Below are 13,432 nucleotides of genomic sequence, written 5' to 3'. Positions count from 1 at the left end.
GGAGGATGGAGAAACCATGTCCGAGCACTCCGAGCACTCCAAGGACCAGGGGCACCCCGAACACCGCGGGCTCTCCGAGAAGGACGTCCTGCGGGAGGTCTCCGAACTGCAGACCAAGTCCGCGACCGCGGCCCGCCTCTTCGACATCCGCCGCATCATCGGCGGCCTGTTCGTCGTCTACGGCGTCATCGTCACGATCGCCGGCTTCACCGCGTCCGACGCCGACATCGACAAGGCCGCGGGCGTCAACATCAACCTGTGGACCGGGTTGGGGATGCTCGCCCTGGGCGTGTTCTTCCTGGTCTGGCTGAAGCTGCGGCCGGTGGCTCCGCCGCCGCCGGACGCGGTGCCGGGGGACGAAACAGCGCAGTGAGGTTCGGGGCGGGGGGCGGCACAGCCCGGCGATACGGGGTGCCGCCCCCGCCCCGAGTCATCCGGACGTCACCCGGCTCGTCCGCACGTCACCCGGCCCCCGCCTCCGGTGGCAGGTGCGGCACCGGACCCGCCCGGTCCAGCAGGCCCGTCCGGGCCGCCAGCGCCGCCGCCTCCAGTCGTGAGCCCACGCCCAGCTTCATCAGTACGCGCTGGACATGCGTCCGGGCCGTGGAGGGGGCGATGCCCATGCCGGCCGCGATCAGCCGGGTGTCCTCGCCGTCGGCGACCCGGACCAGGACCTCGACCTCCCTGGGCGTCAGCATCTGCAGCAGGCGCTGGCCCTCGTCGTCCGGCTGGGCCACCGGGTTGAGCAGTTCGCTGAACGCGCCCTGGAGCAGTTGCGGCGCCACCGCCGCCTCGCCCGCCCGGGCCTTCATGATCGCGCGCTCGACCCCCTCGATCCGCTCGTCATGCCGTACATAGCCGGAGGCTCCCGCGGCGAACGCCGCCGCGATCCCGCGCGGACTGGGCACCGGGCCCAGCACCAGCACCGCGACCTGCGGACGCTCCCGCTTGATCCGTACCACCGGGTCGAACATCCCCGGCTCCGCCGGTGTCGCCGTCCCCAGCAGGCACACCTCCGGCGCCCGGCTGATCACCAGCTCCGCCGCGCCCGCGGCAGGCGCCGCCGCGGCGAGCACCCGGTGCCCCCGCAGTTTCAGCGCCGAGGCCAAGGCCTCGGCGAGCAGTCGGTGGTCGTCGACCACCATGAGCCGCACTCCCATCGAGCCCAACCCCCCAGTCCCCCAATGGATCCCCATGCATCAACTGAGTGCATCACTGTGGATGCCCCACTATGGATGCCCACTGGTCCGCACGGACAGAAGCCCCCTCCCGGCTCCCCCCGTCCTTCATGCCCCCGGAAGCTACACGCTTGTTCGACGTTGCGCTTCCCCTACCGGGACAGAAGTGCCCCGGATCGACGGAATTTCTGGTTTTCCTCGCATTCGAGGGTGATGAGCGGTACGCGCACGGCCCCGCCCCTGAGCAGGGACGGGGCCGTGTCAACGAAGGTCCACAAGGCGACTCGAACGGTTCAGTTCGCGCCGAACGCGATCACCAGGTACTCCTTCTCGTCGCCCGTACTCCCCAGGTCACTGGCGAAGATGTCGGACATGAACAGGTGTCCCTGCGAGTAGAGGATCTCGGAGTAGTCCGGCGACATGCTGGTCTCCACGTCCCGCACCGACTCCGTGGCCGGGTTCTCCAGCAGCTTGGTCTCCTTGAAGGTGCTGCCGTCGATGCTGACGATCTGACCGCCCTTGTCGTACGGCGGACGCTTGTACGCGATGATGTTGGTGCCGTCCATCCGCAGCGGCATGATCGTGTAGTCGTCGCCCGCGTCGGCCCGCTGGCCGGCCAGCTTGCCGGTGCCGAGGTCGATCGCGACGATGTGGTTGGTCTGCGAGAACTCGCCGGAGCCGTCTTCCTCCTCGGTCGCCACGTAGAGCCGGTCCTTGCCGACCGCGACCTGGTGGCACTCCTCGATCTTGGTGATGCCGTCGCAGCTGGCCGCGTACTGGTCGCTGGGCGCCGAGATACGGGTGCGCAGCTTGCCGGTCTTGTTGTCGATGGAGAAGAAGTCCGAGATGCCGCTGCCGTCCTTCGCGGACTCGCCGACGTCGGCGGCGACGACCAGCGGGTCGGTCGACACGACGCTGGCGTAATTGATGCCGGTCGCCATCTGGTAGTCGGAGATCACCTTCCCGGACTTCGGGTCGATGGTCTGGATGTGCAGCTCGGGTGCGTCGTACGAGCCGCACCTGCGCACCGCGACCAGCTTCGCGCCGCCGCCGTACCCGGTGTCGTAGCAGGTGTCGGTCGGCTTCGGGGCCCACAGCTGCTTGCCGGTGCCGATGTCGAAGGCGGCGCCGCCGCTGGAGCTGCCCAGGGCGACGGTGTTGCCGCTGACGGTGATGTTGTTGAAGCTGATCGCCTCGTCACCGGAGTTGGCGGTCTTGGTCCACAGCTTCTTGCCGGTGGCGAGGTCGATCGCCGCGATCTGGCTGCAGCCGTGCGAGGGCTCGGCCTTGGTCGGCATCTTCGGCTGGTAGGTGATCGCCGTCCGGCTGTCGGTGGTCATGTGGTTGCTGCCCTGGCACACCGGGCCGGGGAGCTTGATCGTCCACAGCTTGGTGCCCTTGTCCGGGTCGTAGCCGACGACCTCGGCGACGCCGCTCTTGGCGTACACCTTGTCGGTGAGCCAGGAACCGGCCGTGGAGATGGTGCTGTCCTTGCTGACCTCGGGCGCCGGGACCTGGAAGAGGACCTTGGAGGCGGGGTTGCCGGGAACCTTCTCCACCGGGGTGGTGGAGGTGCCGGTGCCGCCTTCGGCGTCGCTCCCGCCGGTGCCGCCCCCGTCGCCTTCCTTGTTGTCGTCGGTGCCGCCGGTTTCGCCGGTGCCGCCGCTGGAACTGGCGGTGTCGTCCTTCTTGCCCTCGTCACCGGAGCTGGACGCGTACCAGACGCCGCCGCCGACGATCAGCGCGATGGCCACGACGGCCGCGACGATGATGGTCAGCTGCGCGTTGAACTTCCGCCCGCCGCCCGGCCGGCCCGGCTGCGGCTGGAGGGGCATGGTCCCGTGCGGGTAGCCGTAACCGGGCTGCTGGCCGTACGGGTTGGGCTGCTGGCCGTAGGGGGCGGCAGGCTGCTGGCCGTACGGGTTCGGCGGCTGGCCGGGGTAGCCGTAGCCCGGGGGCGGCGGCGGGGTCTGGGGCGCTTGGGGTGCCTGGGGTGCCGGCGCCTGCGGATAGCCGTAACCCGGAGGGGTCTGCGGCGGCTGGGGCTGCTGCGGCTGGGGCTGCTGCGGGTAGCCGTAGCCCGGCTGCGGCTGGCCCGCCGGAGGCGTCGGGGGCGTCTGCGGGGCGGCCGGCTGCTGCGGCGGCTGGTCCTGCGGCGGGCCGAAACCGCCTTGCTGCGGGGGCTGGTTGGGCGGCGGAGGGGGCGGTTGGGTCATGACGTGAGTACCTCGGGAGCGGTGTCGGCGGGTGCGGCGGGGACGGTGAACTGCCGGAAGAGAAGGGTCACTTGCCGTAGGCGAGCATCAACTTCTCCTTCTTGTCGGTGTCTCCGGCGAGCCGTGTGGTCGAGAGGTAGAAGCGCCCGTCGACCCAGTCGACGTCCTTGGAGTAGAAGCCGCTCTCGATGTCCACGGTGCCCTCCGGCATCTGCAGCAGCGTCGTCGGAGTGCGCGTGCCGCCGGTCGTCGGGATCGAGACGATCCGGCCGCCCGCGTCGTACGACGGCTGCACATAGGCGACGAGCTTGCCGCCCTCGGTCTTCATCGGCAGCATCGACTCGTCCGCCGGGGACTTCACGCGCCACTTCTCCTTGCCGTCGGCGAGGTTGATCGCGACGATCTCGTTCGCCCCGGTGGTCGCCTCGGTGGGCAGGTAGAGGGTGTTCGCGTCGGCGGCCACGCCCTCGCAGGCCGGGAGGTCACCGCCGAGGAATCCCCAGCCGCACTCGGGGGCGAAGTCCTCGTCGACAGCGACCTGCGAGCGGAAGGTGCCGGTGGCGGTGAGTGTGGAGATGTTCCACGCGTTCTTGTCGTCGTTGGTGCTGTAGACGACGAGCGGGTCGGCGGAGTACACGTGCTCGACGGTCCAGCCCTTGTCGAACTTCTGGGTCCACTTGACCTTGCCGGTGCTGGGGTCCAGCTCCTGCATCTCGTCGTGCTCGGTCGTCTTGCCGGCGTCGCAGGAGGCGACGACGAGCAGCCGGGCGCCGCCCGCGAAGGCGGTCGGGAAGCAGGCGGTGCCGTACTTCTTCTTGTCGAACAGCTTCTTGCCGGTCGTCACGTCGTACGCCGTGCCGGACTGCGAGCGGCCCACCATCAGGGTCTTGCCGGTGATGGACAGCTCGATCGAGGCGGTGCTGTCGAACAGCGCGCCGTCCTCGACCTCGCCGGTCCAGCCCTTCGCACCGGTGTTGAGGTCGATCTCCTGGAGCTGGTTGCACTCGGCGCGGTCGCTGGTGCCGTTCATGTACGCGACGACGATCTTGTTGTCGGCCGTCTTCTGCGGGGTGACCGCGCAGATCTTCTGCCCGAAGGTGATGGTGTCCCAGGAGGGGGCACCATCACCGACGTTGTAGGCGACGAGCTGCTTGTACGCCGCCTTCACCGCGGTCTTGTCGGTGATCCACATGCCGGGGGCGTCGGCTCCGTCGCCGGGTGCGTCGGGCGCCTCCTTGTACCAGAGCACCTTGGCCTCGCCGGCCTTCCGGCCCTCGTTGAGGTTCTCCGGGTCCGCGCCGCCGGCGCCGCTGCCGTCACCGGGGTTGATCGGGGACTCGGAGGCGGAGGGCTTGGGGTCGTCGCTCTTCTGGGCGGTCGGCTTCTTGTCGTCGTCACCACCGCCGGCGACCGCGAACACGGTCCCGCCGACGACGAGCAGCGCGGCCACGGCGGCACCGATGACGAGGGCCGGCTTGCCCTTGAAGCGGTTCCCGGAGCCGGGCGGCGGAGTGCCGGGCGCGCCGGGGTACTGGGGCTGCGGCGGATAGCCGTACCCCTGCGGTTGCGCGTACGGCCCCGGCTGCTGCGGCTGGCCGTACGGTCCCGGCTGCTGCGGCTGTGCGTACGGCCCCGGTTGGCCGTAGGGGCCGGGCTGCGGTGGGGCGTACGGGCCGGACGGCGGCGCGGGCTGCTGCGGATAGCCGTAACCGGGTTGCGGCGGCGCCTGCGGTGGTGGCTGCGGGGCCCCGAAGCCACCACCCTGCTGTGGTGGTGGCTGGTCCTGCGGTGCTCCGAAGCCACCCTGCGGCGGCTGGTTGGGCGGCTGGGTCATCAGCGCGTTCCCCCGTTCAGTCACTGATTTTTAGCCACGCCCTGAGGTTCGTGTCGCGCCCAGAGTCGTACTCAGAAAGTTCTCAGACGGCCATTTCTATCACTCGGGACCACAAGGCACCGGGCCGGTTCTGCCCCTGTTCCCAAGGGAGGACCGGCCCGTGATGCCGCCGTTATGCGCCTTCACGCACCCTTCACGCGTCGTCGGCGAGTTCCAGCCAGCGCAGCTCCAGTTCGTCCCGCTCACCGACCAAGTCGCGCAGTGCGGCATCGAGTTTGGCCACCTTCTCGAAGTCCGTGGCGTTCTCGGCGATCTGGGCGTGCAGCCTGGCCTCCTTCTCGGAGACCTTGTCCAACTGCCGCTCGATCTTCTGGAGTTCCTTCTTGGCGGCACGCTGGTCGGCGGCGCTCTTCTCCGGTACGGCCTTGTCGGCGACCGGCGCGGGGGCCGAGGCGGCCGCCGCCTCCTCCATGCGCCGGCGCCGCTCCAGGTACTCGTCGATGCCGCGCGGCAGCATCCGCAGCGTGGCGTCGCCGAGGAGGGCGAAGACCCGGTCGGTGGTGCGCTCGACGAAGAACCGGTCGTGGGAGATCACGATCATCGACCCGGGCCAGCTGTCGAGCACGTCCTCCAGCTGGGTCAGGGTCTCGATGTCGAGGTCGTTGGTGGGCTCGTCGAGGAAGAGCACGTTGGGCTCGTCCATCAGCAGCCGCAGCAGCTGCAGCCTGCGCCGCTCACCGCCGGACAGGTCGCCGACCGGCGTCCACTGCTTCTCCTTGTTGAACCCGAACGTCTCGCACAGCTGCCCGGCGGTCATCTCGCGCCCCTTGCCGAGGTCGACGCGCTCGCGCACCTGCTGCACGGCCTCCAGCACCCGCAGCTTGGGGTCGAGTTCGGAGACCTCCTGGGAGAGGTAGGCGAGCTTGACGGTCCGTCCTACGGTGACCCGCCCGCCGACCGGCTGCTTGTCGCCCTGCGTCCACGCGGCCTCGGCCATGGCGCGCAGCAGGGAGGTCTTGCCTGCGCCGTTCACCCCGACGAGGCCGATCCGGTCGCCCGGGCCGAGCTGCCAGGTCACGTGCTTGAGCAGCACCTTGGGGCCGGCCTGGACGGTCACGTCCTCCAGGTCGAAGACGGTCTTGCCGAGCCGCGAGGACGCGAACTTCATCAGCTCACTGCTGTCCCGGGGCGGCGGCACGTCCGCGATGAGCTCGTTGGCGGCCTCGACGCGGAAGCGCGGCTTGGACGTACGGGCGGGCGCGCCGCGCCGCAGCCACGCGAGCTCCTTGCGGACCAGGTTCTGCCGCTTGGTCTCCTCCGTGGCGGCGATGCGCTCACGCTCCGCGCGCGCGAAGACGTAGTCGGAGTAGCCGCCCTCGTACTCGAAGACGTCGCCCTTCTGCACGTCCCACATCCGGGTGCAGACCTGGTCCAGGAACCACCGGTCGTGGGTCACGCACACGAGCGCGGAGCGGCGCTCGCGCAGGTGCCGGGCGAGCCAGGCGATGCCCTCGACGTCGAGGTGGTTGGTGGGCTCGTCCAGGACGATCAGGTCCTGCTCCTCGATGAGCAGCTTGGCAAGCGCGATCCGGCGCCGCTCGCCGCCGGAGAGCGGGGCGATGACGGTGTCGAGCCCCTGCGGGAAGCCGGGCAGGTCGAGCCCGCCGAACAGCCCGGTGAGTACGTCCCTGATCTTGGAGTTTCCGGCCCACTCGTGGTCGGCCATGTCCCGGATGACCTCGTGCCGGACGGTCGCCGTCGGGTCGAGGGAGTCGTGCTGGGTCAGCACGCCGATCCGCAGGCCGCCGGAGTGGGTGACCCGGCCGGTGTCGGCGTCCTCCAGCTTGGCGAGCATCCGGATCAGCGTCGTCTTGCCGTCGCCGTTCCGCCCGACCACGCCGATGCGGTCGCCCTCGGAGACGCCGAGCGAGACGCCGTCCAGCAGGGCACGGGTGCCGTACACCTTGCTGACGTTCTCGACATTGACCAGATTGACGGCCATTACTCTCCTGACAAGGGGGACGATCGACCTTCCAGGGTAGTCGGCGGGGTGGATGGTCATTCCCGGCCGGGTTCTCGCCCCCGCCGCCCCTACCCGTCCCATCCTCCAGGGGCGCTGCCCCTTCGACCCCGTACCAGGGGGCTCCGCCCCTGGACCCCGGCCTTCGCCCACCCACCACCCGACTCGGTGGGATGAGAGGGACCCTCTACCTCCGACTCGGTCGGACGAGAGGGAGCCCTCGGCCTTCACCTCTCGACCCACCGAGACGGGTGGTGGGTGGGCATAGGCCCGGGGGTCTGGGGGCGGAGCCCCCAGGGACGCGCACCCCCCGCCGGGGATCAGCTCGTGACCGTGGCCCCCGGTGCCGGCCCGGACGTCGTCCGTACGCTCCGGCACGTGCCGGACGTGCTCAGCGCCTCTGCCACCTTCACCGCCGACTCGGCGTCCCGGGCGAGGAAGGCCGTGGTCGGGCCCGAGCCCGAGACAAGGGTCGCCAGGGCGCCCGCGGCCCGACCGGCCGCGAGGGTGTCGGCGAGTTCGGGGAAGAGGGAGAGGGCGGCGGGCTGGAGGTCGTTGGAAACGGCGGCGGCGAGCGCCTCGGGGTCGCCCTTGGCGAGGGCGTCGAGCAGGGGCTGGGATTCGACCGGCTCGGGGACGTCGAGCCCCTCCGTCAGCCGGTCGAACTCGCGGAAGACGGCCGGGGTCGACAGCCCGCGCGACGCCATCGCGAACACCCAGTGGAAGGTGCCACCGACCTCGAGCGTCCTGAGCTTCTCGCCCCGGCCCGTGCCGAGTGCCGCCCCGCCCACCAGGCTGAACGGCACGTCACTGCCCAACTCGGCGCAGATGTCGAGGAGTTCCTCGCGGGAGGCCCGCGTGCCCCACAGCGCGTCGCACGCCAGCAGGGCCCCCGCGCCGTCCGCGCTCCCGCCCGCCATGCCCCCCGCCACCGGGATGTCCTTGTTGATGTGGATGTGCACGGCGGCGTCGAGGCCGCGACGCTCGGCAAGGACGATCGCCGCGCGCGCCGCCAGATTCGTACGGTCCAGGGGGACCTGGCCGGCGTCCGGCCCCGCGCAGGTCACGCGGAGTGCGTCGGCCGGGGTCACCGTCACCTCGTCGTACAGGCCGACCGCGAGGAACACGTTGGCCAGGTCGTGAAACCCGTCGGGCCGGGCGGCGCCGACCGCGAGCTGGACGTTGACCTTGGCGGGGACGCGGACGGTGACGCTCACTGCTCGGCCTGCTCCTTGTTGTCGGGGTGGTCGTGATCCACCTTGCTCTCGGCGATCCGCGCGAACTCCTCCACCGTCAGGGACTCCCCGCGGGCCTGCGGCGAGACGCCGGCGGCGACGAGGGCGGTCTCGGCGGCGGCCGCGGATCCCGCCCAGCCGGCGAGCGCGGCCCGCAGGGTCTTCCGCCGCTGGGCGAACGCGGCGTCGACGACGGCGAAGACCTCGCGCCGGGAGGCGGTCGTCTTGAGCGGCTCGGCCCGTCGCACCAGCGAGACCAGCCCGCTGTCGACGTTCGGCGCGGGCCAGAAGACCTTGCGGCCGATGGCACCGGCCCGCTTGACCTCGGCGTACCAGTTGGCCTTGACCGACGGGACGCCGTACACCTTCGAGCCGGGCGGGGCGGCGAGCCGGTCGGCCACCTCCGCCTGGACCATCACGAGGGTCCGCTCGATGCTCGGGAAGGTCTCGAGCATGTGCAGCAGGACCGGCACGGCCACGTTGTACGGCAGGTTCGCGACCAGCGCGGTCGGGGCGGGGCCCGGCAGCTCCCGCACCTGCATCGCGTCGGAGTGCACCAGCGCGAACCGGTCGGCCCGGTCCGGCATCCGCGCCGCGACGGTCGCGGGCAGCGCCCCCGCGAGCACGTCGTCGATCTCGACGGCGACGACCCGGTCGGCGGCCTCCAGCAGGGCGAGCGTGAGCGAGCCGAGTCCCGGTCCCACCTCGACCACCGTGTCGTCGGGGCGGACATCCGCGGTGCGGACGATACGGCGGACCGTGTTCGCGTCGATCACGAAGTTCTGACCGCGCTGCTTGGTGGGACGCACACCGAGCGCGGCCGCGAGTTCACGGACGTCGGCGGGCCCGAGGAGGGCGTCAGGGGCGGGGCTGCTCACGGGACAAGAGTACGGGGCACCACCGTCGCGCTCGTCCCACGCAACTGTCGACGCTCACCCCTGCAACCGCGTCCCGCAGTGCGGCCAGGGACTCGCCCCCCGCCGCACATACAGCTTCTTCGCCCGGAACGTCTGCTCCGCCGCCGACGCGTCCTGCGGCCGCCCCTTCCCGCCGAGGCTCTGCCAGGTCCGGGTGTCGAACTGGTAGAGCCCGCCGTACGTCCCCGAGGGATCGACCGCGCCCGGCCGTCCCCCGGACTCACACGCCGCGAGCCCCTGCCAGTCGAGAGCGTCGGCTCCCTGTACGGACGTCGGCATCGGCTTCGTGCCCACCTTCACCACCTGCGCGCGCGGCTCCCGCACCAGCTCGGTCCGGGTCCGCCGCGGCTTCTGCTTGACGCCGTTGACGGTCCGCAGGGAGTAGGTGACCCGTCGCAGCCCCGGCTGCCCGGCCCGCTCGACGACCTCGGTGCCCCGGAACAGGGTGGGGTCCACGGTCCGGTGCACCTCGAAGGGGATCGCCTCGTCGCGGACCTCCTTGCTGCCGGTGATCCGCAGCACGGTGACGGTCTGCCCGTCGCGCGGGAAGCTCTCCGGCGCGACGGACGTGGCGTCCTGCCCGCGCAGGGTGACCCCGGCCTCCTCGACGACCTCGCGCACGGTCGCCGCGTTGGTGCGGATCGTGCGCGCCCGGCCGTCCGCCATGACCGTCACGGCCCGCTCGGTACGCACGTCCAGCGCGAGCCCCTCGCGCCCGATGCGCCGGGAGCGCGAGGCGGACAGATACGCGCCCTCCGCACGCACCCCCATCTGCTGAAGCGCCCCCTCCACCGTGCGCGCCGTCGTCCACACCTCGCGCGGGTGCCCGTCGAGCGTGAGCCGGACGGGACGCCCGTAGCGCACGGCTACCTCGTCGCCGCTGTCCAGTTCCTCGCCGGGGGCGGGCGCGACCACGTCGTGCGCGCCGACCCGCACGCCTTCCTCGGCGAGCAGTTCGGTGACGTCGTCCGCGAAGGTGTGCAGGGTGCGCGGCTTGCCGTCGACGCTGAGCTCGATCGCCTTGTCCTTGGCGACGAACGCGGTGGTGCCGCCCGCGAGGAACGCGACGACCAGCGCCTGCGGCAGCAGTCGGCGCATGGTCCCGTCCGAGCGCTCGGCGTACCGGGCCCTGCGCCGGCGCGCGGCCCGCCCGTTCCCACCGTCCTCCACCACGGGCTCCGGCGCGCTGTACCGCGGCGGCGCGGGCTCGCGCGCCTCGTAGGCGGGCGTGTACGTGTCGTCAGCGGGCGGGGACATGTCGTCGGCCGGCGGATGCGAGTCGTCGTACGACGTCGGCGCCGCGTACACGCCGTAGGCCAGCGTCTGCGCGCTGTGCACGTCGGTGTACGGCTCGCTCGGGCCGTACGTCTCGTACGTCTGGTTGTGCGAGTTGCTCACGCCGACACGCTCCAGGGGCCGGAGGGGTCCAGAAGGGTCCGGATCGGGCCCCCAGAACCTAGCGGAGCGACTGTCACTCTCCAAAGCGACGCGGCTACCCAGAGTGGTGTTCGGGCGGGTCGGTAACGGAACGGTCGCGGCTCAGTAGCCGAACGCGCGTGCCGTGTTGGCGGCGAGTGCCGACGCCAGCGCGTCCTCGTCCATGCCGCGCACGGCGGCCAGCGCGCGCACCGTGACCGGAATGAGATACGGGGCGTTGGGCCGTCCGCGGTACGGCACCGGCGTCAGGAACGGCGCGTCGGTCTCCACCAGGAGCAGCTCCGACGGGGCCACGGCCACCGCGTCCCGCAGGTTCTGGGCGTTCTTGAAGGTGACGTTGCCGGCGAAGGACATGAAGTATCCGGCGGCGGCGCAGATCTCGGCCATCTCGGCGTCGCCCGAGTAGCAGTGGAAGACGGTGCGCTCGGGGGCGCCCTCTTCCTTCAGCACGCGCAGCACGTCGGCGTGGGCGTCACGGTCGTGGATGACCAGGGCCTTGCCGTGCCGCTTGGCGATCTCGATGTGGGCGCGGAACGACCTCTCCTGCGCCTCCTTGCCCTCCGGCCCGGTGCGGAAGTAGTCGAGGCCCGTCTCGCCGACGCCCTTGACCTGCTCCAGCCCGGCCAGCCGGTCGATCTCGGCGAGCGCCTCGTCGAGGCCCGCGTCCCCGCCCGGCGTGCGCGCGCCCTGCCGGGACCAGCCGTCGGGGTCGCCGTGGACGATCCGCGGGGCTTCGTTGGGGTGCAGGGCGACGGTCGCGTGGACGGCGTCGTACCGCGCGGCCGTCTCGGCCGCCCACCGGGAGCCGGCCACGTCGCAGCCGACCTGCACGACCGTGGTCACGCCCACCGACGCGGCTTTCGCGAGCCCCTCCTCCACGGTCCCCGACTGCATGTCGAGGTGGGTGTGGGAGTCGGCGACCGGCACCCGGAGGGGTTCCGGGAGCGGCGGGGCGGCGTTCTTGTCGGCGGCGTTCGAAGGCATGCCCCGATCCTACGAAAGGGGCACGCGGCCTCGGCCGGCGATCAGCTCAGCTCGCCCTGCGCTGGAACGGGTGCAGGAGATCGGACAGGTGCCAGTGATGGCCCTCCCCCGGCTCCCGTTGCTCCCCGTGCTGCTCACCCTCGGCCGCCGGTGCCTCCACCGGACCGGCGGGCGGCATGCGGTGCTGCCGGTGAGCCGCGTCGCGGGCCGAGGCGACCCGGCCCGGCCGCATGATCCGTACGACGTGGTTGTCGCAGTTGGTGCAGGTGGGCCGGGAGAGCGGGGAGGGCACCACCTGGCCGTCCACCACGTAGAGCACGAACTCGTGGTCGTCGGCGTCCACGTGGTGCTCTATCTCGTACGACTGCTCCCACCCGTGCCCGCAGCGCATGCAGGCGAAGGAATACGACTCGTGGACGACGGCGGTCGCGCCGGCGCGGAGGCCGGTCTGCGTCTGCCCTGCGATCTCACTCATGCCAGCTCCTGGTGTCCGCTGGGGACGACTGGGACGGGGTACGTCCTCTTCACCCCAGTGGACGCCTCGGCGGGCATGAAGGCAGCAGACCTGTCGACTGTTGGCGGCGATTTGGGCGTCCCTTGCCATACCGCCCTGTTGACCCGCCGCGGGCTTTGCCTTCCGGGCTGTCTCTTTGCGCACCCATGGGGCGCACGCCCGGGGCGCCCGCTCAGCGGAGATACGCCCTGCTCAGAAGGCGTTTCACGCCCCCCGCTCCAAGGCGTTTCACGCCCCCGCGTTCTTCGCCGCCACGACCGCGTCGAACACCTGCCGCTTGGGCAGCCCCGCGTCGGCGGCCACCGCGGCGATGGCCTCCTTGCGCCGCTCCCCCGCCTCCTCGCGCACCCGCACCCGCCGCACCAGCTCCGCGGCGTCGAGCTCCTCGGGACCGCGCTCCGGCGCCCCCTCCACCACGACGGTGATCTCCCCGCGTACGCCCTCGGCCGCCCACGCGGCCAGCTCGCCCAGACCGCCGCGCCTGACCTCCTCGTACGTCTTGGTCAGCTCCCGGCAGACGGCGGCCCGCCGGTCGGTGCCGAACGCCTCGGCCATCGCGGCGAGGGTGTCGTCGAGCCGGTGCGGGGCCTCGAAGTAGACGAGGGTGCGCCGCTCCCCGGCGACCTCGCGCAGCCGGGACAGCCGTTCGCCCGCCTTCCGCGGCAGGAACCCCTCGAAGCAGAAGCGGTCGACGGGCAGCCCGGACAGTGCGAGCGCGGTGAGCACGGCGGACGGTCCCGGTACGGCGGTGACCCGGATGTCCTTCTCGACGGCGGCGGCCACGAGCCGGTACCCGGGGTCGGAGACCGAGGGCATCCCGGCGTCCGTGACGAGCAACACACGCGCGCCCTTCACCAACTCCTCGACCAGCTCCGGCGTACGGGCGGCCTCGTTGCCCTCGAAGTACGAAAGGACCCTCCCCTTTGGCGTCACCCCCAGCGCCTGGGTCAGCCGGCGCAGGCGCCGGGTGTCCTCCGCGGCGACGACGTCGGCCCCGGCCAGCTCCTCGGCAAGGCGGGGCGGGGCATCGGAGATGTCGCCGATGGGGGTACCGGCAAGGACCAGGGTTCCGGGCGCAACTGTCACGTTTCCATCCT

The 13,432-nt window shown here is 71.6% G+C and carries 11 protein-coding genes; 1 reads left to right on the top strand and 10 read right to left on the bottom strand.

All coding sequences use genetic code 11. The annotated features are described in order from the left end of the window. Positions 1-16 precede the first annotated feature (16 nt). Entirely contained in the window at positions 17-373 is a 357-nt protein-coding gene (locus tag OG252_RS29600) for a hypothetical protein (RefSeq protein ID WP_329339920.1), read from the top strand. An 88-nt stretch (positions 374-461) separates the two neighbouring features. On the opposite strand, the gene OG252_RS29595 is transcribed toward OG252_RS29600, so the two are convergent. The 10 genes from OG252_RS29595 to rsmI form a co-directional block, all read right to left on the bottom strand. Further along, positions 462-1,160 (bottom strand): helix-turn-helix transcriptional regulator, encoded by a 699-nt coding sequence (locus OG252_RS29595; protein ID WP_266438330.1) that lies wholly within the window; start codon positions 1,158-1,160, stop codon positions 462-464. A gap of 311 nt (positions 1,161-1,471) precedes the next feature. Beyond that, on the bottom strand, positions 1,472-3,394 hold the full coding sequence (locus tag OG252_RS29590; protein ID WP_329339918.1) for an outer membrane protein assembly factor BamB family protein: 1,923 nt from the start codon (positions 3,392-3,394) through the stop codon (positions 1,472-1,474). 67 nt (positions 3,395-3,461) lie between these two features. Continuing rightward, entirely contained in the window at positions 3,462-5,228 is a 1,767-nt protein-coding gene (locus OG252_RS29585; protein WP_329339916.1) for an outer membrane protein assembly factor BamB family protein, read from the bottom strand. A gap of 193 nt (positions 5,229-5,421) precedes the next feature. After that, entirely contained in the window at positions 5,422-7,230 is a 1,809-nt protein-coding gene (locus tag OG252_RS29580; protein WP_266438321.1) for an ABC-F family ATP-binding cassette domain-containing protein, read from the bottom strand. A gap of 338 nt (positions 7,231-7,568) precedes the next feature. Continuing rightward, positions 7,569-8,465, bottom strand: coding sequence for a 4-(cytidine 5'-diphospho)-2-C-methyl-D-erythritol kinase (locus OG252_RS29575; protein WP_266438318.1), 897 nt, complete (start codon positions 8,463-8,465; stop codon positions 7,569-7,571). Beyond that, positions 8,462-9,361, bottom strand: coding sequence for a 16S rRNA (adenine(1518)-N(6)/adenine(1519)-N(6))-dimethyltransferase RsmA (rsmA, locus tag OG252_RS29570; RefSeq protein WP_266438315.1), 900 nt, complete (start codon positions 9,359-9,361; stop codon positions 8,462-8,464). Before rsmA ends, OG252_RS29575 begins: the two co-directional genes overlap by 4 nt. 54 nt (positions 9,362-9,415) lie before the next feature. After that, the gene (locus OG252_RS29565; RefSeq protein ID WP_266438312.1) at positions 9,416-10,798 is read right to left on the bottom strand and encodes a resuscitation-promoting factor; all 1,383 of its coding nucleotides are present in this window, start codon (positions 10,796-10,798) and stop codon (positions 9,416-9,418) included. A 141-nt stretch (positions 10,799-10,939) separates the two neighbouring features. Further along, positions 10,940-11,821 (bottom strand): TatD family hydrolase, encoded by an 882-nt coding sequence (locus OG252_RS29560; RefSeq protein ID WP_266438309.1) that lies wholly within the window; start codon positions 11,819-11,821, stop codon positions 10,940-10,942. Positions 11,822-11,867: 46 nt separating this feature from the next. Beyond that, the gene (locus OG252_RS29555) at positions 11,868-12,296 is read right to left on the bottom strand and encodes a hypothetical protein (RefSeq protein WP_266438306.1); all 429 of its coding nucleotides are present in this window, start codon (positions 12,294-12,296) and stop codon (positions 11,868-11,870) included. Between the two features lie 267 nt (positions 12,297-12,563). Then, positions 12,564-13,421 carry a 16S rRNA (cytidine(1402)-2'-O)-methyltransferase gene (rsmI, locus tag OG252_RS29550; RefSeq protein WP_266438303.1) on the bottom strand — a complete coding sequence of 286 codons (858 nt, stop codon included), beginning with the start codon at positions 13,419-13,421 and terminating at the stop codon, positions 12,564-12,566. Positions 13,422-13,432: the final 11 nt, after the last annotated feature.

The sequence above is a fragment of the Streptomyces sp. NBC_01352 genome (genome assembly GCF_036237295.1).
Classification (GTDB): domain Bacteria; phylum Actinomycetota; class Actinomycetes; order Streptomycetales; family Streptomycetaceae; genus Streptomyces; species Streptomyces plumbiresistens.
This window is presented reverse-complemented; position numbering and strand designations above follow the sequence as displayed.

Coding starts and splice junctions, on each gene's coding strand:
- OG252_RS29600 (WP_329339920.1), top strand. CDS start 17: ATGTCCGAGCACTCCGAGCACTCCAAGGACCAGGGGCACCCCGAACAC.
- OG252_RS29595 (WP_266438330.1), bottom strand. CDS start 1,160: ATGGGAGTGCGGCTCATGGTGGTCGACGACCACCGACTGCTCGCCGAG.
- OG252_RS29590 (WP_329339918.1), bottom strand. CDS start 3,394: ATGACCCAACCGCCCCCTCCGCCGCCCAACCAGCCCCCGCAGCAAGGC.
- OG252_RS29585 (WP_329339916.1), bottom strand. CDS start 5,228: ATGACCCAGCCGCCCAACCAGCCGCCGCAGGGTGGCTTCGGAGCACCG.
- OG252_RS29580 (WP_266438321.1), bottom strand. CDS start 7,230: ATGGCCGTCAATCTGGTCAATGTCGAGAACGTCAGCAAGGTGTACGGC.
- OG252_RS29560 (WP_266438309.1), bottom strand. CDS start 11,821: ATGCCTTCGAACGCCGCCGACAAGAACGCCGCCCCGCCGCTCCCGGAA.
- OG252_RS29555 (WP_266438306.1), bottom strand. CDS start 12,296: ATGAGTGAGATCGCAGGGCAGACGCAGACCGGCCTCCGCGCCGGCGCG.